The organism is Cellulomonas sp. P2_F12, assembly GCF_056403775.1.
The window spans coordinates 376028-396076 of record NZ_JBFUEV010000002.1; the positions used below are offsets into that span (position 1 = coordinate 376028).

Sequence of the window (20049 nt, forward strand, 5' to 3'; positions counted from 1 at the left end):
AACCGCTTCGGCGGACCGACTTGGCAATACTGGCGCCGTGGTCGCGCGCCGTCAGCCCTCGTTCCGCGAGATCGTGGACGTGGTCACGGCAACACCCGCGGCCCCCGTGCCGGACTCGCACGATCCCGGCATCCACGCCGACGGGTCGGTGGTCGCCCCGGGCGGACGCGTCTACTCGAAGACCGGAAGCGACATCTCATCCGCTGCCGCGTTCGAGGCTGCGGCTGGCGGCGCGCAGGTTGCTTGGGACTATTGCGGCTGCGGCGGCTACTGCGCCCTCCGATGGTTCGACGAGGCCGAGGTGACTCGCATGGTCGCCGCTGGCCGGCCGACCATCCGACGCACGAAGAAGGCTTACGGCAGCATCTCTGAGTACCGCAGCCACGATGGACGCGTGCTCTTGCTCATCGAGGTGGACGTCCGCTGGGGGGACCTGCTCAGTTGACCCCCAGGTTTCGCCTCCACGTTCGTGCCTGCTTGCCGGCGGTCTGGTGGCCGCGACGACCAAAACCCGTTGACCCGCTGACGTTTGCGGACAAGTGTCACGGTCATGCATTCGGCCCTGGCCTTCTCCGGCGACGCGGACGACGTCGCCCAGGCAGGGTTCCGGCTCGGACCGCCGGACAACGAAGGCCCCTCCGCTCTCGGCGCGAGGGGCGTCATCGGGCGGTCCGCCGACGTGGCGATCCTCCTCGTCGGCCTCACTCGCTACACCACCGGACTCCAGATCGAGCTGGCTGCGCGGTGCCGTATCGATCCCGACCTCGGCGATCGCACGCACTCGACAGTCGACGCGGGACTGTTCGCCGATGGACGTCCCACCGCCGAAGCCGGGAGCTACATCCGGAACTATTGGCGGGCCGCAGACCGGCCGGTGCTCACCCGTGGGGCTCGTGGTGGCCGCGAGTGGTCGAGCACCCTGTGGTTGACCCCAGCGGCGCCGCCCGGAGACCCGGTGCTCGCCATCGCCGACCTGGCCTCGGCGCGGACGAGTCGATCTTCACCGTGGATGCCGAAGCACTTCGAGCTGCGGCCGAGACGGTTCCGGCCTCGTGGCCGAGCGAGCCTGATCGGGCGTGCCCGGCCATTCAGCCGCCGCTCGACGTACCGCCCGGGGGCAATTCTGCACGGGTACTTCCGGCGATAAAGACTGACGAGACTGGCTGATCCCCGGCGGAGCCGCAGGGCCTCCCGTGGCACGCGCAATCCGCCGCGCGTGGCTCTTCCCGTGGAGCTTGGTGGCGGGGAGGGTTCGGAGCCCCTACTCGTCGCACCCCACCACGAGGCCCGTGCAAGCCCCCCAGCGGACTCACCGGCTGCAGTCCCCGAGCCCTGACCTGCACCAACACACTGTGCGCCTGGGCAGATTCGAACTGCCGACACCCGCTTTAGGAGAGCGGTGCTCTATCCCCTGAGCTACAGGCGCGAAGGACCCCGCACACGCAACAGTCCCCGCGAGTACCGCACGCCCCCTCGAGAGCGCCTGCGGACGTCGGAAGCCTACCCGCTCGGCTGCGGCCGCAGCCGAGAAGCAAAGCGCACCAGGCGTGGTCACCCGGACGCTCTCTCCAGCCGTGCTGCCCGCAGGCCGATGAAGAGGGATGAGCACGACCGAGAGCTTCTCGTTCACGATCACCGGCATGGTGACCGTGACGGACGCGGACGTCCTCATCGACCAGATCGGTCCCGTGATGGGCGTCAACCAGGACGTCCCGACGGGCATGGTCCGGCTGGACGCCCGCACCGCGGTGCACGTGGCGCTGGCCGCTGCGCTCAGCAAGGACGGTGCGCTCACGGGTTCCCACATCTCAGTGACCAGGGTGACCGTCGTCTAGAGGCGCAGAATCCAACAGGACCGCGGGATTCGCGGCTGGCGAACGGCGCGCCGCTCGCCCTGTGCGTGTCCGGGCCCCGTGGCAGGATCGCTGGATGACGACGGAGCAGAAGCCAGCGCCCGACATCACGGTGAACGCGGGCGACACGCAGCTGTGGGTCGAGCGCACCGGCAAGCGCCTGTACACGGGCCGCAACTCGCGCGGGGCCGAGGTGCTGATCGGCAGCGTCGGCGTCGAGAACGTGTTCAGCCCGGGCGAGCTGCTGAAGATCGCGCTGGCCGGGTGCAGCGGGCTCGCCGCGGACGCCAAGCTGAGCCACCGGCTGGGCGACGACGTCGACGTGACCATCAAGGTCTCGGGCGAGAGCGACGACGCCGAGGACCGCTACCCCGCGATCGCGGAGGAGATGGTGGTCGACCTGAGCAGCCTCGACCCCGAGGCCCGCGAGCGCCTCATCACGATCGTCCACCGCGCCATCGACTCGCATTGCACCGTCGGGCGCACGCTCGACGCCGGCGCGACCGTCCAGCTGACGGTCACCGGGGAGCGCTGATGCCGGCCCTCGTCGAGGCCGCGCTGGCCAAGTCCGTCACCATCCCGTCGACCACCATCCACGCGCACGTCGCCTCGCTGCGGAAGCGGAACCCCGAGGCGACGCCCGAGCAGCTGATCCGTTTGTTGGAGAAGGAGTACCTGCTGGTCGTGCAGGGCACCGGCGGCGCGGTCGGTGCGACGGCGGCGGCACCGGCGGTCGGCACGGGCGTCGCGCTGGTGCTCACGGCGAGCGACGTCGCGACGTTCTTCGGGGCGTCGGCGGCGTTCGCGCTCGCGGTGGCCAGCGTGCACGGCATCGAGGTCGAGGACACCGAGCGTCGGCGGGCGCTGCTGCTGGCGACGATCCTGGGCGACAGCGGCGGCAAGGTCATCACCGACGGCGCCGAGCTCACCAGCGTCAGCGTCGCGCGGGCGCTGCTCACGCGGATGCCGATGGCCACGGTCCGCAAGGTGAACACGACGATGACCCGGCGGTTCGTGCGCACGCAGATCACCAAGCAGACCGGGCTGGCCGTCGGCCGCATCATCCCGTTCGGCATCGGCCTCGTGATCGGTGTCGCCGGCGCGCGAGCGCTGGGCAAGAACGTCATCGCGGGCGCCCGCAAGGCGTTCGGGCCGCCGCCGCTGGTGTTCCCCCGGGTGATCGAGATGGCAGGTCCCGACGACAACCCGGTGGTCCTGCCGGCGCAGCAGAAGCGGCTGCCGGGGCGGCTCAAGGCCCTCGGGTCGCGCAAGACGGTGCCGGACCAGAGGGACCCCGAGTAGAGGTCTCCTACCAGCGGCCGTGCACGTGCTGGCGGATCCGCCCGTCGTAGACCCCGCGCAGCCCGTCCAGCGTCTCCTCGTCGATGGGCGGCATGGACGCGGCTGCGGCGTTCCCGATCGCCTGCTCGGCCGACCGCGCGCCGGGGATGACCACCGAGACGCCGGGCTGGTCGATGATCCACCGCAGGGCCAGCTGCGCGGTCGTGTACCCGGCGGGCGTGAGCGCGGCGACCTCGCGGGCCGCGGCGACGCCGACCTCGAACGGCACCCCGGCGAACGTCTCCCCCACGTCGAACGCCTCGCCGCCGCGGTTGTAGGAGCGGTGGTCGTCGGCGGCGAACTGCGTGTGCTCGTCGTACTTGCCGGACAGCAGGCCGGACGCCAGCGGCACGCGGGCGATGACGCCGACCCCGTGCTCGACGGCGGTGGGCAGCACCTCCTCGAGCGGCTTGCGGCGGAACACGTTGAGGATGATCTGCACGGTGGCGACGTGCGGCCGGATGATCGCGTCGAGCGCCTCGTCGACCGTCTCGACCGAGACGCCGTAGGACGCGATCCGGCCCTCGTCGACCAGCAGGTCCAGCGCGTCGTACGTGGACTCGCGGCGGTAGACCTCCGACGGCGGGCAGTGCAGCTGCACCAGGTCGAGGGTGTCGACGCCCAGGTTCTCCCGCGAGCGGTCGGTCCAGGCGCGGAACCAGGAGAGCGTGTAGGCCTCGGCGGTGTGCGGGTCGGCGCGGCGGCCCATCTTCGTCGCGACGGTCAGGCCGTGGCCGGCCCCGCGCGACGCCAGGAACGTGCCGATGAGCTTCTCGGAGCGGCCGTCGCCGTAGACGTCGGCGGTGTCGAGGAACGTCACGCCCGAGTCGACGGCCGCCGCGAGCACGGACAGGGCGGCGTCCTCGCTCACCGACCCCCAGTCCGCGCCGAGCTGCCAGCAGCCCAGCCCTACGACCCCGACGGTTCGACCTGTGCGTCCCAGCAGCCTGCTCTCCATGGACAGCGACGCTACCGCGCGCGGACGATGGGCCAGGTGACGAGCATCCCGATGGACGCAGTGGTCCGGTCGTTCCCGGTCTCGGCCCAGGCCGCGTGGGAGCTGGTCGCGGACGCGCGCAACCACGCGCGCTGGATACCGATGACGCGGATCTCGGTGGACGGCACGACCGTGACGGCCGTCTCGGGGCCGCGACTGCTGCCCGGGCTGAAGGACGTCATGACGATCGACCGGTTCGACCCGCCGGTCGGCGCGGAGCCGGGCGTCGCCACGTTCACCAAGATCGGGCACGTGCTCAAGGGGCACGCGAGCATCGTCGTCGTCGCCGCGGGGCCGTCGTCGAGCCGGGTTTTCTGGAGCGAGAGCGTCTACCTGGCCGGCCCGCTCCCCCGCCGACTCACCGAGGCACTGGTCGCCCCGTTCCTCGGGGGCATGGTCCGGTACGCGCTGATGAAGGCTCGTCGGGAGGCTCGCGCAACGAATCGTCTCCTGTGAGCGAATCTGCGCAACGGATCGGGCCCCAGCGCGCAATCCGAGATGACGGTCGGGGCCCTTGGCGGCTCGTACCCTCGTAGCAACGACACGCCACGAGGAGCCTTCATGACCCCGACCGCCCCCGGACGTACCGATCGCCGCTACCTGATGTGCGAGCCCACCCATTACACGGTGTCCTACGAGATCAACCCGTGGATGGACAAGACGAAGTACACCGACGCCGACCTGGCCGTCCGCCAGTGGCGCACGCTGCGCGACACGTACCTCGACCTGGGCCACACCGTCGAGACGATCGAGCCCATCGCCGGCCTGCCCGACATGGTCTACGCCGCCAACGGGGCCACGGTCCTGGACGGCGTCGTCTACTCCGCGAAGTTCCGCTACGCCGAGCGTCAGCCCGAGGGCCCCGCGTACCAGAAGTGGTTCGCCGAGGCCGGCTACGTCACGCACACGGCCGCCGAGACCAACGAGGGCGAGGGCGACCTGCTCGTCGTCGGCGACCTGGTCCTGGCCGGCACCGGCTTCCGCACCGACCGCGCCGCGCACGCCGAGCTCCAGGAGCTCTTCGGCCGCCCGGTCATCTCGCTCGACCTGGTCAGCCCGCACTACTACCACCTCGACACCGCGCTGGCCGTGCTGTCGAGCGACCCGGCCGACCCGCAGATCGCGTACTACCCGCCGGCGTTCTCCGCGGGCTCGCGTGCCGTCCTGCAGCAGCTGTTCCCGGACGCCGTCGTGGCCACCGAGCGCGACGCGGTCGCCCTGGGCCTCAACGCCGTGTCCGACGGGCTGAACGTCGTCGTCGCGCCCGGCGCGGTCGACCTGGCCGACGCCATCCGCGAGCGCGGCTACAACCCCATCCCCGTGGACACCAGCGAGCTGCTCAAGGGCGGCGGCGGCGCCAAGTGCTGCACGCTCGAGATCCGTCCCGCGTCGGGCTCCGGGCGATGACTCTCGTGGACGTGGCCCCGGCCTCGGTGCTGGCCCACAACTACCACCCGCTGCCCGTCACGCTCGTCGACGGGCTGGGCTCCTGGGTCACCGACGACGCGGGCAACCGCTACCTCGACCTGCTCTCCGGGTACTCGGCGCTGAACTTCGGCCACCGGAACCCGGTCCTCACGGCCGCGGCGCACGCGCAGATCGACAAGCTGACGCTGACGTCCCGCGCGTTCGACCACGAGCTGCTGGAGCCGTTCGCCGCGCGCCTGGCTGCGCTGATCGGGCCCCTGGTCGCCGGCCCGCCCATGGTGCTGCCGATGAACACGGGCGCCGAGGCCGTCGAGACGGCGATCAAAGCCGCCCGCAAGTGGGGGTACGACGTCAAGGGCGTGCCCGCCGACCGCGCGACGATCATCGTCGCCGACGGCAACTTCCACGGCCGGACCACGACGATCGTGTCGTTCTCCACCGACCCCGACGCGCGCCGCGGCTTCGGCCCGTACACGCCGGGCTTCCGCGTGGTCCCGTACGGCGACGCGGCTGCGCTCGCCGACGCCATCGACGAGACCACCGTCGCCGTCCTCCTGGAGCCGATCCAGGGCGAGCAGGGCGTCGTGATCCCGCCGGAGTCCTACCTGCCGGCGGTCCGCGCGCTCTGCACCGAGCACGACGTCCTCTTCATCGCCGACGAGATCCAGTCCGGGCTCGGCCGCACCGGCACCACGCTCGCGTCCGAGCTCTGGGGCGTGCGGCCCGACCTGGTCACCCTGGGCAAGGCCCTCGGCGGTGGCGTGCTCCCCGTGTCGGCCGTCGTCGGCCGTGCCGACGTGCTGGGCGTCCTCACGGCGGGCACCCATGGCTCGACGTTCGGCGGCAACCCGCTGGCGTGCGCCGTCGCCCTCGCGGTCATCGGCCTGCTGGAGACCGGCGAGCTGCAGGCGCGGGCCACGACGCTCGGCCTCGAGTGGGGCACCCGCCTCGACGCGCTGGTCGACGAGGGCCTGCTGGCCTCGTCGCGACGCGTCGGACTCTGGGCCGGTCTGGACGTCACGCCGCCCCTCACGGGCCGTCAGCTGTGCGAGCGGCTCCTCGCCCGCGGTGTTCTGGCCAAGGACACCCACGGCAGCACCATCCGCCTGGCTCCCCCGCTGACGATCTCGTCGGAGGACCTGGACCTGGCCACGGACCGCCTCACGGACGCCCTGCGCTGAGACCGGACGTCCGGCGCGGCCCGCACCCCCCGGCGAGGCCGCCCGGACGCCCCCCGCCCCACCACAACGTCCGCACTCGAGCGGGTCAGAGGCCCATCGAGTGCGGACGTCGCCGTCTCACCAGCGCAACGTCCGAGCTAGTACGGGTCAGAACTCTTACTTGCTCGGACGTTGCGGTGGAGACGGGGTCGGTCAGCTGAACTTGACTGCGCCGAAGAGCCAGCCGTTCAGGCTTGCGCCGCCGACGGCCATGCTCGACACGTCGGTGCGGCGCATCTGGGCGTCGTGCGAGGCGGAGTGCGACCAGGCGGTGACCATCGAGGCCGCCGACCCGTTGCTCACGCAGGCGACGATGTTGTCGCTGCCGGAGTGCCAGATGCCGCCCGCGTTGGCCATGTCGATCGCGTGCGCGACCAGGCCGCCGCTGCGGGAGACGGACAGCTGCGGGAGCCCGAGGGACGCCCGGTAGGAGTTGATGGCGGAGCCGATGGCGCCGACGCTCGACTCACCGGCGCCGGACCCGCCGGAGCCCTTGCAGACCAGGCCGCCGGCGGGCACGCCACCGGTGGACGGTGCCGCGGGCGCCTGGGCTGCGGGCTTCGGGGTCGTCGTACGCGTCGAGGACCGGGTGCTCGACGGCGCCCTGGTCCGGACGGCCGCAGCAGCGGCGGCGGCCTCGGCGGCTGCCGCCTGCTCGGCGGCGATGCGGGCGTTCTCGGCGGCCTGCCACGCGTTCTGGGCGTCGACGGCGGCCTTCTCCGGCACCGCGACGCCCGAGACCAGCAGGCGCAGCGACGAGAGGCTGACGTCGGACGCGGCCAGGGCGGACCCGACGGCACCGGTGGCGTTCACCAGGGCGCCGCGGGGGCCGTCGCCGGCGTTCGGGACGGCGGCGAGGGTCGCGTTCGCGTGGTCGACGGCGGCCTGCGCGGTCGTCGTGGCGGCGGCACGGGTGGCGACGTAGGCGGCCTGGGTCGCGACGGTGGTCGCGGTCCGGTCGGCGACCGCGTCGCGGCTGGCGGCGAGGACGGCCCGGTCGACCCGGATGTGGGCGTCGAGCGCCGCGTCCTTGGCCTCCTGGGCCTTCTGGTCGGCGGCGTACACGCCGCCCCCGGCGGCCACGGCGAGCGCCATGCCGGCGGCGAGGCCGATCCAGACGGACCGGCGGACGGCCGCCGATCGCGCGACCGCCGACTCGCCCGAGGGCTCGACTAGGGCGGAGGGGGCCGGGTGGGGCTGGGGAACGTCGGCGACCAACGGGGTGGGCTCGCTGACGACGGACGGGCGCTGGCTCGGAACAAGGTCCAGCCGCTTCTTGGTGTCCTTGACCATGTCGCCTCCTTCGCGGGACCCCTGCGTGTCTGGCGTGAAAATGGGGCTTCTAGTCATCTCGGCATCAGATGCGTCCGCCTTGAGGCAATGTGCCGCTTTTGGCGAATCACCCGTTTGGCGTAGTGCGTGCAGAGTGCCATGACTTGCGGTAATGCGCCAAATGGGGTGTCGCGACGAGATGATGGGCGGCGTGACCGACGACTCCGGGCTCGACGCCCTCGACACGGCGATCCTGCGCGTGCTGGCCCTGGACGCTCGCGCGACGTTTGCGCAGGTGGGAGAGCAGGTATCGCTCTCGGCGCCGGCCGTGAAGCGGCGCGTCGACCGGCTGCGCGAGAGGGGCGTGATCCGCGGTTTCACGGTCCGGCTCGATCCGGCGGCCATGGGCTGGCAGACCGAGGCGTTCGTCGAGCTCTACTGCAACGGCTCCACCAGCCCGGCGACCATGCGGGCGGCCGTCGAGCACTACCCCGAGGTGGTCGCGGCGAGCACCGTGACGGGCGATGTCGACCTGGTGGTGCAGGTGCGCGCGCGGGACATGCGGCACCTCGAGCGCGTCGTCGAGAAGCTGGCCGCGGAGCCGTTCGTGGCCCGCACGCGCTCGACGGTGGTGCTCTCCGCGCTGGTCAGGCGACCGGACGTCCCGCCGGCCCCGGAGGGCTAACCGGCGACCGCCTGCTCCGACGCGACGCACCGGTTGGTGACCACCATGACCGGGCAGTCGGAGTGGTGCAGCACGGCCTGGCTGGTGGATCCGAGCAGCAGCCCGGTGAAGCCGCCGCGGCCGCGGGACCCGACGACGATGAGGTCGGTGGCCACCGAGAACTCGGTGAGCAGCTCCGCGCCGGTCCCGTCGAGGGCGATCCGCCGCACGGTCACCCCGGGGTGGTCGGTCAGGGCCCGGTCGACGACGACGTGCAGCCCCTCGGTGACGTCCCGGAGCACCTGCTCGTGGTCCACGGCGGACGGCAGCCACGCCAGCACGCCCGTCATCGACCCGACGGGCACCCCGGCGACCGCCGTCAGCTCGGCGCCCCAGGCCTCGGCCTCGCCGATCGCGTACCGCAGCGCGTGCTCGGCCTGCGGGGAGCCGTCGACGCCGACGACGATGCGCTTGACGGCCCGGGGCGCGGGGATCGGGGCGTCGTCGGGCAGCGGCTTGCCGTCCTCCCGGAGCGGGACCACCACCGTCGGGCAGTACGCGTGCGCCGGCAGGGCCGACGAGACCGTGCCCAGCAGCCGGTCCGCGAACCCGCCGCGGCCGCGGGTGCCGACGACCGCGAGCCGCACGGTGTGCGACATCTCGACCAGCACGCCCGCTGCGTCGCCCGTGAGGACCTTGGCGGTCACGGGGACCCCCATGGACGAGACGCGGTCCGTCGCCTCCGCCAGCACGGCCCTGGCGCCCTCCTGGATGGCGGTGTCGTCCAGGGCGGCGTACCCGCCGTCGAGGGACGCCGCCGTGAAGGACGGGAGCGAGTAGCTGCACACCAGCCGGACGCCCCAGCCGTGGGCACGGGCCTGCGCGGCGGCCCAGTCGAGCGCGTGCAGGCTCGCAGCCGACCCGTCCACCCCGACGAGGACCACATCGTCACGCGTCATCCGGAGCCTCCGAGCTCGTCACGAGCCGCTGTGCACTCGTTCCAGTGTCCTCCTCGGGTGCGCCGATGCACCCGAGGTGTACCGGAATGTTGCCATACGTTGGCGCGACGTTGACGAAGAGCGGGTCAGGCCACCACGTACTGCGACCACAGCGGCTCGGACCGGACCGACGTGGTGCCGAACGCCACCGACCAGCGTGGCGCCCGCGGCACGAACGCCAGCTCCCAGCCGATCTCGTGCAGCAGACGGTCGGCCTTGCGGTGGTTGCACCGCACGCAGGCGGCGACGACGTTGGTCCACTCGTGCCGTCCGCCGCGGGAGCGCGGGTGCACGTGGTCGACGGTGTCCGCTCCTCCGCCGCAGTAGGCGCACCGGTGGTTGTCCCGCTGCAGCACGGTGCGGCGCGTGGGCGGCACGGGGCGACGGACAGGGACGTGCACGTAGCGCGTCAAGCACAGGACGACGGGCAGCGGGACGGCCACGTGCTCGGAGTGCAGCAGGCGGCCGTCGGTCTCGAGCACGGTGGCCTTGCCTGTCATCACGAGCACCACGGCACGCCGCAGGCTCACGATGCACAAGGGTTCCATGCTGGCGTTGAGCAGCAGGGTGCGTGCTCCGGACGCGATCAGCCCCGGCGAGCCGACCTCGGGGGCTGCCCCGCCGATGGCCTCGGTGGACAGCTTTGCGGCATTCATGAGCACGGCGTTCTCCCGACCTCGGGGGTCGGACCGGCTGGCTGCCGGCCCGGCGAAGCGAAGCAACAGCGTGGTGCACGGCCAGAGTACGCGCCGGTATCGCCTGGTCAACGAGGCGAGGCCCCGACGACATCGGTGTCGTCGGGGCCTCGTCTGCTGGAACGAGCTGCGTTCAGCCGATCCGGATGAAGACCGGAGCGCTCTGCCAGATGGCGCGGAACTGGATCGTCTTGCCCGGGCGGGGCGAGTCGATCTGCTCGTTGCCACCTGCGTAGATCGAGATGTGGCCGGGGCTCCAGATGAGGTCGCCCGGCTGGGCGTCCGCACGGGAGATGACCGTGCCGGCGGCCTTGATGCCACCGGACGTGCGCGGCAGGGAGACGCCGAGCTGCGCGTAGACGTAGGAGACGAAGCCCGAGCAGTCGAAGCCGGCCGGGGTGGACCCGCCCGAGACGTACGGCGTGCCGACGTAGCGGGCGGCGATCTCGAGGACCGCGTTGCCGGCGACCGACTGCGGGACAGCGGCCGAGGCCACGTCCGCCGAGGCAGTGGCGGCGACCGCGGCGCGGGCGGTGCTGCGCGAGGCAGCGGCCTTGACCTTGACCGGCGGCGGGGGCGGCGGGGGCGTCTCGGCCGTGACGGCCGGGACGTCGATGGTCCAGGCGGCATCGGCCGGAGCCGTCACGACCGGAGCGGTGTCGAGGACGGCGCGCGCCGACGCGGTCAGCGCGGCGGTGTCGACGGCGGGCAAGGCCCCCGTCTCACCCGGCGAGGCGCTGGCCGGCGAGCCGAGCATCGAGACGACGAGTCCCGACGATGCGGCGACGACAGCAGTACGGCGTCCGACGGTTCCCATCTGACCCGTCGCTGCAGCTGCAAGCTCGGTCAGTGGCGTCGAAGGACGGCGCGCCGCACGATGGCGGGCGCGAGTGGTGCTCACGGTCACGCGTTGCCTCTCCTGATGCCTACGAGGTCAGCTGTCGGGTTCGGGTGGGAGAACACCCGGCCGTGTCCCCGATCGAGATCGGATCTCCGGCTTCACCCCAAGGACACCGAACTTCCGGTGCCCGCAATTGGGTCCCCCGCCCCTGCCGGCGGATAGTGCGAACCTCGCGGCGGCGGCAGGGTTAGGCGTTCCGCTCGAGGGCTTCTCTGGAGGAGGGTTCCGGGGAAGCAGGTCGAACGTACAGGACACCCGCGGCGATTGTCACGTTCCGATCACGGAAAGTGTCGTTCTTGTTGGACGGACGTCCTGTACCACATGCCGCGCCGTGATGGTGACCTGCAAAGACGCCGATCAGCCCCGTGGGAGCGCGCGCACAAGTCACCCGCACGGCCGTCCGGAAGATAACGAAGGGTTCGTACCGAACTCTCCCAGGAGGCTCCCAGAGGCCTCCCAGACCGCTCGGAGCGTTCAGCGGGTCCCGACGAAGATGTGCCGGGCGACGTCCTCGGGCAGGTCCAGCACGGTGTCCGAGCCGGGTGTCGACACCGTCACGACGCCGTCGGCCCGCTCGATCACGATCTCCTGGTGCGGCAGCACGCCGGCCTCCGCCAGCCGCGAGAGCAGCTCGACGTCCACCTGCAGCGGCTCCGCGATGCGCGCCACGACGGCCCGCTCGACGCCGTCGTCGCCCCGCACTCCGCGGTAGATGACCAGCGACGTCACGCCGTCGAGGAAGCTCTCCCGCGTGGTCTCCTCGCCGATCTCCCCGAGCCCCGGGATGGGGTTGCCGTAGGGGTCGAAGTGCGGGTGGTCGAGCAGCGACGCGAGGCGCTTCTCCACCCGCTCGCTCATCACGTGCTCCCACCGGCAGGCCTCCTCGTGGACGTACGGCCACTCCAGGCCGATCACGTCGGTGAGGAGGCGCTCCGCGAGGCGGTGCTTGCGCATGACGCGCACGGCCTTGTCGTGGCCCAGCTCGGTCAGCTCGAGGTGGCGGTCGCCCGTGACGACGACGAGGCCGTCCCGCTCCATGCGCGCGACCGTCTGGGACACCGTGGGACCGGAGTGGCCCAAGCGCTCGGCGATGCGGGCGCGCAGGGGGGTGATGCCTTCCTCGGTGAGCTCGTAGACCGTCTTGAGGTACATCTCCGTCGTGTCGATCAGGTCGCTCACTGCATGGCCTCCCGCGTCGCGTCATCGTGCGCAGGCGTCCGCCCCGGTCGATCGTGGGGGGCGGGCGGCTGCGCTGGTGCACAGATTAGTTGGTCGAGCCGACAGCCGGGGGCCGCGACCGCCTATCCTCGGCCACGTGCCTGACGCCCACGAGATCACCATCCCCGCGCACCTGCTGCCGTCGGACGGCCGCTTCGGTTCCGGCCCGTCGAAGATCCGCCGGGCCCAGCTCGACGCGCTGGCCGGTCCCGCGGCCGCCCTGCTCGGCACGTCCCACCGCCAGGCCCCCGTCCGCGCGCTGGTCGGCCGGGTCCGCGCCGGGCTCGCCGCGCTGCTCGACCTGCCGGACGGCTACGAGATCGTGCTGGGCAACGGCGGCTCCACCCTGTTCTGGGACGTCGCCACGCTGTGCCTGATCGAGGACCGCGCGGCGTTCGGCACGTTCGGCGAGTTCGGGGCCAAGTTCGCGGCCGCCGCGACCCGCGCGCCGTTCATCGGCGAGCCCGTGGTCACGTCGGTCGCGCCCGGCGGCGTCGCGGTGCCCGTCCTCGCGGACGGCGTCGACACCTACGCGTGGCCGCACAACGAGACGTCGACCGGCGTCGTCGCGCCAGTACGCCGGGTGGCCGGCTCGCGCGAGCAGGGGGCGCTCGTCGTGGTCGACGGCACGTCCGGCGCCGGCGGGCTCGCCGTCGACGTCGCGCAGACCGACGTCTACTACTTCGCGCCGCAGAAGTCGTTCGCCTCCGACGGGGGCCTCTGGCTCGCCGCCGCCTCCCCCGCGGCCGTCGAGCGTGCCGAACGGATCGAGGCGAGCGGGCGCTGGATCCCGGAGTCGCTGTCGTTCAGCACGGCGGTGAGCAACTCGCGGCTCGACCAGACCCTCAACACGCCGGCCGTTGCGACGCTCGTGCTCCTGGCCGAGCAGCTCGACTGGATCCTCGGCAACGGCGGCCTGCCGTGGGCCGCCCAGCGCACCGCGACGTCGGCGGGGCACCTCTACGGCTGGGCGGACTCGCGGGACTGGGCGACCCCGTTCGTCGCCGACCCCGCGCTGCGCTCGAACGTCGTCGGCACCATCGACCTGGACCCCGAGATCGAGGCCCCCACGGTCGCGCGGGTCCTGCGGGCGCACGGCGTGGTCGACGTGGAGCCGTACCGCAAGCTGGGCCGCAACCAGCTGCGCGTCGCCATGTACCCCGCCGTGGAGCCGGACGACGTGCTGGCCCTCACCGCGTGCATCGACTCCGTGGTGGACCAGCTCAGCTAGCCCGGACATGACGGACGCCCGCCCCCCGCGGTCAGCACGGGGGGCGGGCGCCTGTCGTCGGACTAGCCGCTCAGTAGGACGTGCGGCGGCGGCGGGCGATCGCCACCAGCGCGACGACCAGAGCACCGACGACAATGAGTCCGGCACCCGCGATCACGAGCGGGCCGGCGTCAGACCCGGTGGAGGAGAGGACTGCCGCCTCGGAGTTGCTGGCAGGCTCCGGGTTGTCGGCGAGCACCTCCTCCTCGTCCGGGGGGTTGGTGAGGCAGGTCGGGCTCGACGGCGGGTACGCCACCGTCACGGTCGCCTCCGGGTTCACCTGGAACAGCACGTTCACGTTGGGGCGCACCCAGTCGAACTCGTCGCCCTCGACCCACGTGCCGTCGGGCAGCTGCCGCCAGCCCGGCCAGTCGATGCCGTGGCCGTCAGGACCCTCGACGGCGCCCGGCCAGAGGACCGTGCCCGAGAGCGGCTGGTCGGCGTAGACGACGTTCGGGCCACCGGTGGGGTTGATCCAGGTGATGGTGACCTTGGTGTTGGGCGTTCCCTGGGCGTTGATGTCGTACCGGAGCTTCGGCACGTCCTTGTCGCAGACCGGGGTCAGCGTGTGGACGGAGAGCTGGCACACCTGAGGCACGCCGTACGCGTCCTGCGGCTGCAGGCAGCCGTACACGACCGGACTGGGCGCCGGCGACGGGTCAACTGCTGCCGCGTTGGACGGCAGGGCGCCCCCGAGGCCTACTAGGACCGCGATGAGCGCGACGAGCGCGCCGCGGATGAATCTGGCCATGATGGGATCGCCCCCGTCTAGGAATCGGACATTTCGGATTCATTGTGGACCGCGATGACTCGATCAGCAGTCGCTTCAACGGGTGATTTAGTCCGAAGTGCCCGTTTCACCCGATCTCAGCAGGAGGCGCTGACGAAGCCCGGGCTGGTCAGGGTGGGTGTGGTCCAGACGGACACGGCGCCGTGCCGCACGGGCACGGTGACGCGGTAAGTCTCGGTGGCCCCCGGCGTCAGGGTCGATGTGACCACCTGGACGTCGCGACCCGCGACCGTGGCGGTGGTGCCGGAGACGAAGCCGTCGCCCAGGCCCAAGGACTGCAGGGGCGCCCCGACGGGGGCGTAGACCGAGATGTTCGTGACGAGGTCGCCCACCGGCAGCCCGGTCTTGGCCGTGCCGGTCACGTACTCAGGCAGCGACGCGACGTCGGCCGGCGGCTTGTACTGGAGGTCGAGCCGGACCGTCGCGGTCGGGTCGGCGCCCGTGCACTTCAGGTCCTCGATGGTGAGCTTCGTCTTGAGGTAGTAGTCGAGCTTGCCGGCGGTGCCGTCGTTCAGGAACACCCCGGAGGCGTCGCCGAACTTCCCGGTGAGGAACGCGGCGCCGACGGTGGTGCCGGCCAGCGTCGCCTGCTCCTTCGGGTTCGCCGACCAGATCCGGATGCGGCCCTCGGTGCCGGCCCTCGCGAGCGCGGACACGAGCCCGTGCGGATCGCCCTGGCCTGCGCCGACCGCCTTGAAGATCGACGCGGCGACCCCGGCGTAGAACCCGTCGGCGTCGGCAGGGTCGGCGTACTTGCGGTACGAGTCGCGCAGGAGCACCTGGAGCACGTCCGCGGCGTCGATCTTGGACCCACCGGGCTCGGTCACCGGACCGGTCGCCTTGAGCGCGTACCGGGCGCCCACGGGGTCGGCGGCGATGACGCCGTCCACCTTCTGGCCCATGTCCCGCTCCCAGCGGGCCGCGAGCAGCTGGGCGCTGCGCGGGAACTCCGGGGTGATCACCGCGTCCTGCACCCACCGGCCCAGCCGGTCGGTGTCGACGGCGAGCTCCTCGTCGGTGAGCGGCAGGATAGAGGTGTCGATGCCCTTGAGGTCGATGGTCGAGCGCTGGTCGGTGAGCGTGACGGCGCCGTTCTCCGCGTGCAGCACCGCGAACGCGCCGACGATGCCGCCCGCGCTGCGCAGCTCGGCGGAGTTCAGCGAGACCAGCAGGTAGGTGCGCGGTCCGTCGGCGCCGAGCATCGGCGGGAGCAGCGTGGCCACCTGCGCGCCGGCGTCGAGCGCGCCGGTCACCTGGTCGAGCCCGTCCTTGAGCTGGCTGACCGGGTCGACCAACGGTCCAACCAGCTGGTCGACGTCGATCGTGGCCACCGCGGCCTGGGCCGTGTGCGCGCTGTCCGCGGCGGCGATGACGGAGGGACCGGCGGCGACCAGGGGCGCCAGGTCGATGCGTCCGTCGGCGGTCCGCACGCTCGGGGTCTCGAGCACGTCGTTGAGCTGGACCACCGCGGGCAGGGCGTCGCGCGTGACGTCGTCGAGCGACACCGACACCACCCGGACCGCGGTGAGGTTGGGGCCGAGGCCGGGGACGATCTCGGCGACGCGCCAGACAGGGTCGTTCGTCGCCTTGCGGGCCGTCGCCAGGTCCTTCTGGACCTGCGGCAGCTTCGCCTCGATCTGCGCCGTGTTGCCCGCGTCGAGCTGCGTCTTGAGGTCCGTGAACACGGACTTCGCCGACATCAGCGCTTCCTCCGCCTGCAGCCCGCGGTAGACCAGCCAGCAGCCGGCGACGAAGAGGAGCGCGAGAAGGATGAGGATGCCGCCGACGATGCGCCGGGCGGTCCGGTGCCGCCGCCGGCCCGGGCGCGGTTCGGGGTCGAGCTCGTCGTCCGGGCTCGCGTGAGGCGTCGCTGGTTCGTCGATGGTCGCGCTCACCCGGCGATCGTGACATGTCGGACATAGCGCCCGACATGCCTGGCGGCGCTATTCACCCTCATGCAGCGGTCTGGCGGTCCGCGGCTTCCTGGGCTCCGAGGCGGGCGGCGGTCTCGACGCGCCGGTCGAGCACCGGCGGGTGGACCACCTCGAGGTGGGGCCGGCTTCGCACGTGGTACCGCACGGTGACGTCCCACTTCTTCCACGCCCACAGGGCGGCGCCGGTGGCGACGAGCAGCGCGGTGATCGACCCGATGCCGATGGCCCAGCGCGGGCCGTAGGTCTGACCGATCCAGCCGACGATGGGCGAACCGATGGGCGTCGCGCCCAGGAACACCATCATGTAGAGGGCCATCACCCGCCCCCGGACGGCAGGGTCGGTGCTCATCTGGATGGTCGCGTTGGCGGCCGTCATCATGGTCAGCGACGCCAGGCCCACCGGGATGCAGGCGATCGCGAACGACAGGTACGTGGGCATCAGCGCCATCACGCCGGTCGCGATGCCGAAGCCGAACGCCGCCCCGATCACCAGCCGCACCCGCGGCCGCTCGCGACGGGCGGCCAGCAGCGCCCCCGTCAGCGACCCGATGGCCAGCACGGAGCCGAGGATCCCGTACTCCCCCGCGCCCCGGCCGAACTCGGTTCGCGCCATCATGGCGCTGGTCAGCTGGAAGTTGAGGCCGAACGTGGACACGACGCCGACGACCACCATGATGACGAGGATGTCGCTGCGCCCGCGGACGTAGGCCAGGCCCTCGCGCAGCTGCCCCTTGGCGCGCGTCGTCGTCGGCATCGGGCTCAGCTCGGAGGTGCGCATCCGGGTCAGCGAGAAGATCGTCGCGCCAAAGGTCACCGCGTTGATGATGAACACCCAGCCTGTACCCACCGCGGCGATGAGCAGCCCCGCGACACCCGGACCGATCAGGCGGGCGGCGTTGAAGCTCGCGCTGTTCAGCCCGACGGCGTTCGACAGCTTGGACGCCGGGACCAGCTCGGCGACGAACGTCTGGCGCACCGGCCCGTCGATCGCGGTCACGCAGCCGAGGGCCAGCGCGAACAGGTACACCTGCCACAGCTGCGCATGACCGGACAGGACGAGCACGCCGAGCCCACCGGCGAGGATCCCCTGCCCGACCTGCGTGGACATCAGGAGCTTGCGCCGGTCCACCCGGTCCGCCAGCAGCCCCGCGTACGGGGACAGGAAGAGCACCGGCGCGAACTGCAACGCCGTGGTGATGCCGACAGCCACGCCGGACTCGTTGGTGAGCTCGGTGAGGACCAGCCAGTCCTGCGCCACCCGCTGCATCCAGGTGCCGACGTTCGCCACGAGAGCCCCGGCGAACCAGAGCCGGTAGTTCCGGAACTTCAGCGACGAGAACGTGGGACTCATGAAGCGGCGATCCTCCGGAGGAGCTCGGCGGCGTCGGCGAGCAGCGTGCGCTCGTCCTTGCTCATCTGGGCCAGCCGGTCCGCCAGCCAGGCGTCGCGTCGTCTGCGGGTCTCGCGGACCTCGGCGACGCCGGTGTCGGTCAGGCTGACGACGACCTGCCGCCCGTCCGTCGGGTGCTCCGCCTTGGCGACCAGGCCCAGCTCCACCAGCGAGTTGACCGTGCGGGTCATGCTGGGCGGCTGGATCCGCTCGCGCTCGGCCAGCTGGCCCGGGGTCAGCGGACCCTCCTTGGTGAGCCACGCCAGGACCGTGAACTGCGGGTCCGTCAGGCCGGCGTCGCCCCGTTCCGCGCGGATGCGGCGCGACGCACGGCCGATGGCGATGCGGAGATCGCCGGCGAGGTCGCGGGGGGTGGGCATGTTGTTACCTTAGATCATTACCTTGCGTAATGAAAGTTCTCAGCTCCCGAGGAACACCTGCGAGCAGCGCATCTCGTCGCCGTCGAGCAGGCAGCCGATGCCGACCTGCTGGAGCGTCGGGTCGAGCAGGTTGGCGCGATGGCCCGACGAACCCAGCCAGGCGTTGACCACGTCGTGCGGGGTCGCGGCGGCGCGGACCAGGTTCTCCGCGGCGGTGGTCGGGTCAGCTCCGTCGGCCGACCACGGCTGCAGCGCCGGTCCCGACGGGCGCTGAACCAGGTAGATCGCGACCGCGGCGAGCGCGATCTACCCGCCGCCACGAGCCACCAGCCCCATCGGGCCCTGCGGCGCACGGTCAGGGACGCCCCAGCGCGCGATAGGTCCAGCCGGCGGCGCGCCACTGCGACGGCTGGAGGACGTTGCGGCCGTCGAGGATCCGGCGGTGCGCGACGACGGCGGCCAGCGCGTCAGGCTCGATCTCGCGGTACTCGGTCCACTCCGTGGCCAGCAGGACGACGTCGGCGTCCTGCGCGGCCTCGAGCGCGGTGCTCGCGAACCGGAGGTCGGGCCACTTGGCACGCGCGTTGGCAACCGCCTGAGGGTCGGTCACGGTGACGTGCGCACCCTGCAGCTGCATCTGCGCTGCGACGGAGAGGGCCGGCGAGTCGCGGACATCGTCGGAGTTGGGCTTGAAGGCCGCACCCAGCACCGCGATCCGCTTGCCGACGATGGAGCCGTCGCACACCTCGCGGGTCAGGTCCACCATGCGCACGCGACGCCGCATGTTGATCGAGTCGACCTCCCGCAGGAAGGAAAGGGCATCGCTCACGCCCAGCTCGCCGGCGCGCGCCATGAACGCACGGATGTCCTTGGGCAGGCAGCCGCCGCCGAAGCCGAGGCCGGCGTTGAGGAACCGGCGACCGATCCGCGCGTCGTACCCGATCGCGTCCGCCAGCCGTGTGACGTCCGCACCCGTGGCCTCGCAGAGCTCGGCCATGGCGTTGATGAACGAGATCTTGGTCGCGAGGAAGGAGTTGGCCGCGACCTTGACCAGCTGGGCGGTCGCGTAGTCCGTGACGACGAGCGGGATGTCCTCCGAGAGCGGGGTGGCGTAGACCTCGTCGAGAACCTTCCGCGCCATCGCGCCCTCGGCGGTGGGCTCGCCGTCCTCGTCCGTCGGCAGGCCGTACACCAGCCGGTCGGGGTGCAACGTGTCCTCGACCGCGAAGCCCTCGCGCAGGAACTCGGGGTTCCAGACGACGGTCGCTCCGGTCTCGGCGAGCGCCTCGGCGATGGCCTCGGCGGTTCCGACCGGCACCGTCGACTTGCCGGCCACGACGTCTCCGGCCCGCAGGTGCGGCCGCAGCGACTCGACGGCGGAGTTCACGTACGTGAGGTCGGCCCGGAACTCCCCATGCACCTGCGGGGTCCCCACGCAGATGAAGTGGACGTCGGAGCCCGCGGCCTCGGCCATGTCGGTGCTGAACGTCAGCCGGCCGGTGGCGCCCACCTCGGTCAGAAGCTCCGGCAGGCCGGGCTCGTAGAACGGCGCACGCCCGGCGCGCAGGGCCTCGATCTTCTTGAGGTCGACGTCGATGCCGATGACCTCGTGACCGAGCTGGGCCATGCTGGCGGCGTGGACGGCTCCGAGGTAGCCGCAACCGATGACGGAGAGACGCACGGGATCTCGCTCCTTGG

General features: G+C 72.0%; 22 protein-coding genes, 1 tRNA gene and 1 riboswitch. Of the genes, 10 read left to right on the forward strand and 13 right to left on the reverse strand.

Annotated features, from left to right (window positions below; genetic code table 11):
* Positions 1-37: 37 nt before the first annotated feature.
* Together AC1DWH_RS06510 and AC1DWH_RS06515 are read left to right on the forward strand one after the other, a co-directional pair.
* The gene (locus AC1DWH_RS06510) at positions 38-445 is read left to right on the forward strand and encodes a hypothetical protein (protein WP_477092982.1); all 408 of its coding nucleotides are present in this window, start codon (positions 38-40) and stop codon (positions 443-445) included.
* 105 nt (positions 446-550) lie between these two features.
* A complete protein-coding gene (locus AC1DWH_RS06515) occupies positions 551-1147 on the forward strand; it encodes a hypothetical protein (protein WP_477092983.1) in 597 nt (198 codons plus the stop codon).
* A gap of 206 nt (positions 1148-1353) precedes the next feature.
* Here the strand turns inward: AC1DWH_RS06515 and AC1DWH_RS06520 are convergent.
* A tRNA-Arg gene (locus AC1DWH_RS06520) sits at positions 1354-1426 on the reverse strand.
* 175 nt (positions 1427-1601) lie between these two features.
* On the opposite strand from AC1DWH_RS06520, the gene AC1DWH_RS06525 reads away from it, so the two are divergent.
* The 3 genes from AC1DWH_RS06525 (at position 1602) to AC1DWH_RS06535 (ending at position 3155) form a co-directional block, all read left to right on the forward strand.
* Positions 1602-1835: a hypothetical protein gene (locus AC1DWH_RS06525; RefSeq protein ID WP_456847546.1), complete on the forward strand. Its 234-nt coding sequence runs from the start codon at positions 1602-1604 to the stop codon at positions 1833-1835.
* Between the two features lie 94 nt (positions 1836-1929).
* On the forward strand, positions 1930-2388 hold the full coding sequence (locus AC1DWH_RS06530; protein ID WP_477092984.1) for an OsmC family protein: 459 nt from the start codon (positions 1930-1932) through the stop codon (positions 2386-2388).
* Complete coding sequence (locus AC1DWH_RS06535) at positions 2388-3155, forward strand: hypothetical protein (protein ID WP_477092985.1); 768 nt, start codon at positions 2388-2390, stop codon at positions 3153-3155. Before AC1DWH_RS06530 ends, AC1DWH_RS06535 begins: the two co-directional genes overlap by 1 nt.
* Before the next feature lie 7 nt (positions 3156-3162).
* On the opposite strand, the gene AC1DWH_RS06540 is transcribed toward AC1DWH_RS06535, so the two are convergent.
* Complete coding sequence (locus tag AC1DWH_RS06540) at positions 3163-4152, reverse strand: aldo/keto reductase (protein WP_477092986.1); 990 nt, start codon at positions 4150-4152, stop codon at positions 3163-3165.
* A 36-nt stretch (positions 4153-4188) separates the two neighbouring features.
* On the opposite strand from AC1DWH_RS06540, the gene AC1DWH_RS06545 reads away from it, so the two are divergent.
* The 3 genes from AC1DWH_RS06545 to rocD all read left to right on the forward strand — a co-directional run bounded on the left by AC1DWH_RS06545 (position 4189) and on the right by rocD (position 6800).
* The gene (locus tag AC1DWH_RS06545) at positions 4189-4647 is read left to right on the forward strand and encodes an SRPBCC family protein (RefSeq protein ID WP_477092987.1); all 459 of its coding nucleotides are present in this window, start codon (positions 4189-4191) and stop codon (positions 4645-4647) included.
* Between the two features lie 105 nt (positions 4648-4752).
* Complete coding sequence (ddaH, locus tag AC1DWH_RS06550; protein ID WP_456847320.1) at positions 4753-5598, forward strand: dimethylargininase; 846 nt, start codon at positions 4753-4755, stop codon at positions 5596-5598.
* Positions 5595-6800: an ornithine--oxo-acid transaminase gene (gene rocD, locus AC1DWH_RS06555; protein ID WP_477092988.1), complete on the forward strand. Its 1206-nt coding sequence runs from the start codon at positions 5595-5597 to the stop codon at positions 6798-6800. The genes ddaH and rocD overlap by 4 nt, the downstream gene beginning before the upstream one ends.
* Before the next feature lie 192 nt (positions 6801-6992).
* Here the strand turns inward: rocD and AC1DWH_RS06560 are convergent, their stop codons facing one another.
* Positions 6993-8132, reverse strand: coding sequence for a CAP domain-containing protein (locus tag AC1DWH_RS06560; RefSeq protein WP_477092989.1), 1140 nt, complete (start codon positions 8130-8132; stop codon positions 6993-6995).
* Positions 8133-8313: 181 nt separating this feature from the next.
* Here AC1DWH_RS06560 and AC1DWH_RS06565 point away from each other — a divergent pair, with 181 nt between their 5' ends.
* Positions 8314-8796 carry an Lrp/AsnC family transcriptional regulator gene (locus AC1DWH_RS06565; RefSeq protein WP_456847527.1) on the forward strand — a complete coding sequence of 161 codons (483 nt, stop codon included), beginning with the start codon at positions 8314-8316 and terminating at the stop codon, positions 8794-8796.
* On the opposite strand, the gene AC1DWH_RS06570 is transcribed toward AC1DWH_RS06565, so the two are convergent.
* The 4 genes from AC1DWH_RS06570 to AC1DWH_RS06585 all read right to left on the reverse strand — a co-directional run bounded on the left by AC1DWH_RS06570 (position 8793) and on the right by AC1DWH_RS06585 (position 12548).
* Positions 8793-9734 (reverse strand): universal stress protein, encoded by a 942-nt coding sequence (locus AC1DWH_RS06570; RefSeq protein ID WP_477092990.1) that lies wholly within the window; start codon positions 9732-9734, stop codon positions 8793-8795. The two genes, AC1DWH_RS06565 and AC1DWH_RS06570, sit on opposite strands and share 4 nt — an antisense overlap.
* A 125-nt stretch (positions 9735-9859) precedes the next feature.
* Positions 9860-10321: an HNH endonuclease gene (locus AC1DWH_RS06575; protein WP_456847526.1), complete on the reverse strand. Its 462-nt coding sequence runs from the start codon at positions 10319-10321 to the stop codon at positions 9860-9862.
* A gap of 280 nt (positions 10322-10601) precedes the next feature.
* Positions 10602-11375 carry a C40 family peptidase gene (locus AC1DWH_RS06580; RefSeq protein ID WP_477092991.1) on the reverse strand — a complete coding sequence of 258 codons (774 nt, stop codon included), beginning with the start codon at positions 11373-11375 and terminating at the stop codon, positions 10602-10604.
* A gap of 2 nt (positions 11376-11377) precedes the next feature.
* Positions 11378-11573: riboswitch (cyclic di-AMP (ydaO/yuaA leader) on the reverse strand.
* 270 nt (positions 11574-11843) lie between these two features.
* Positions 11844-12548: an iron-dependent transcriptional repressor DtxR gene (locus AC1DWH_RS06585; RefSeq protein WP_477092992.1), complete on the reverse strand. Its 705-nt coding sequence runs from the start codon at positions 12546-12548 to the stop codon at positions 11844-11846.
* 136 nt (positions 12549-12684) lie between these two features.
* On the opposite strand from AC1DWH_RS06585, the gene serC reads away from it, so the two are divergent.
* On the forward strand, positions 12685-13818 hold the full coding sequence (serC, locus tag AC1DWH_RS06590) for a phosphoserine transaminase (RefSeq protein WP_477092993.1): 1134 nt from the start codon (positions 12685-12687) through the stop codon (positions 13816-13818).
* A 70-nt stretch (positions 13819-13888) separates the two neighbouring features.
* On the opposite strand, the gene AC1DWH_RS06595 is transcribed toward serC, so the two are convergent.
* The 6 genes from AC1DWH_RS06595 to AC1DWH_RS06620 all read right to left on the reverse strand — a co-directional run bounded on the left by AC1DWH_RS06595 (position 13889) and on the right by AC1DWH_RS06620 (position 20032).
* Positions 13889-14608, reverse strand: coding sequence for a peptidase (locus tag AC1DWH_RS06595; protein ID WP_456846106.1), 720 nt, complete (start codon positions 14606-14608; stop codon positions 13889-13891).
* 116 nt (positions 14609-14724) lie between these two features.
* Positions 14725-16542: a DUF4012 domain-containing protein gene (locus AC1DWH_RS06600; RefSeq protein WP_477092994.1), complete on the reverse strand. Its 1818-nt coding sequence runs from the start codon at positions 16540-16542 to the stop codon at positions 14725-14727.
* A 58-nt stretch (positions 16543-16600) separates the two neighbouring features.
* Positions 16601-17932, reverse strand: coding sequence for an MFS transporter (locus tag AC1DWH_RS06605; protein WP_477092995.1), 1332 nt, complete (start codon positions 17930-17932; stop codon positions 16601-16603).
* Positions 17929-18351: a MarR family winged helix-turn-helix transcriptional regulator gene (locus tag AC1DWH_RS06610; RefSeq protein WP_477092996.1), complete on the reverse strand. Its 423-nt coding sequence runs from the start codon at positions 18349-18351 to the stop codon at positions 17929-17931. The genes AC1DWH_RS06605 and AC1DWH_RS06610 overlap by 4 nt, the downstream gene beginning before the upstream one ends.
* 39 nt (positions 18352-18390) lie before the next feature.
* The gene (locus AC1DWH_RS06615) at positions 18391-18657 is read right to left on the reverse strand and encodes a CAP domain-containing protein (protein ID WP_477093219.1); all 267 of its coding nucleotides are present in this window, start codon (positions 18655-18657) and stop codon (positions 18391-18393) included.
* A 49-nt stretch (positions 18658-18706) separates the two neighbouring features.
* Positions 18707-20032, reverse strand: a complete 1326-nt coding sequence (locus tag AC1DWH_RS06620) for a UDP-glucose dehydrogenase family protein (protein ID WP_477092997.1) — start codon at positions 20030-20032, stop codon at positions 18707-18709.
* Between the last annotated feature and the right edge of the window lie 17 nt (positions 20033-20049).

Excerpts from the sequence above, each read along its gene's own strand:
- AC1DWH_RS06530 (WP_477092984.1), top strand. The coding sequence starts at position 1,930 with ATGACGACGGAGCAGAAGCCAGCGCCCGACATCACGGTGAACGCGGGC.
- AC1DWH_RS06525 (WP_456847546.1), top strand. The coding sequence starts at position 1,602 with ATGAGCACGACCGAGAGCTTCTCGTTCACGATCACCGGCATGGTGACC.
- AC1DWH_RS06575 (WP_456847526.1), bottom strand. The coding sequence starts at position 10,321 with ATGGAACCCTTGTGCATCGTGAGCCTGCGGCGTGCCGTGGTGCTCGTG.
- ddaH (WP_456847320.1), top strand. The coding sequence starts at position 4,753 with ATGACCCCGACCGCCCCCGGACGTACCGATCGCCGCTACCTGATGTGC.
- AC1DWH_RS06605 (WP_477092995.1), bottom strand. The coding sequence starts at position 17,932 with ATGAGTCCCACGTTCTCGTCGCTGAAGTTCCGGAACTACCGGCTCTGG.
- AC1DWH_RS06570 (WP_477092990.1), bottom strand. The coding sequence starts at position 9,734 with ATGACGCGTGACGATGTGGTCCTCGTCGGGGTGGACGGGTCGGCTGCG.
- rocD (WP_477092988.1), top strand. The coding sequence starts at position 5,595 with ATGACTCTCGTGGACGTGGCCCCGGCCTCGGTGCTGGCCCACAACTAC.
- AC1DWH_RS06595 (WP_456846106.1), bottom strand. The coding sequence starts at position 14,608 with ATGGCCAGATTCATCCGCGGCGCGCTCGTCGCGCTCATCGCGGTCCTA.
- AC1DWH_RS06535 (WP_477092985.1), top strand. The coding sequence starts at position 2,388 with ATGCCGGCCCTCGTCGAGGCCGCGCTGGCCAAGTCCGTCACCATCCCG.
- AC1DWH_RS06610 (WP_477092996.1), bottom strand. The coding sequence starts at position 18,351 with ATGCCCACCCCCCGCGACCTCGCCGGCGATCTCCGCATCGCCATCGGC.
- AC1DWH_RS06560 (WP_477092989.1), bottom strand. The coding sequence starts at position 8,132 with ATGGTCAAGGACACCAAGAAGCGGCTGGACCTTGTTCCGAGCCAGCGC.
- AC1DWH_RS06540 (WP_477092986.1), bottom strand. The coding sequence starts at position 4,152 with ATGGAGAGCAGGCTGCTGGGACGCACAGGTCGAACCGTCGGGGTCGTA.
- AC1DWH_RS06565 (WP_456847527.1), top strand. The coding sequence starts at position 8,314 with ATGGGCGGCGTGACCGACGACTCCGGGCTCGACGCCCTCGACACGGCG.
- AC1DWH_RS06515 (WP_477092983.1), top strand. The coding sequence starts at position 551 with ATGCATTCGGCCCTGGCCTTCTCCGGCGACGCGGACGACGTCGCCCAG.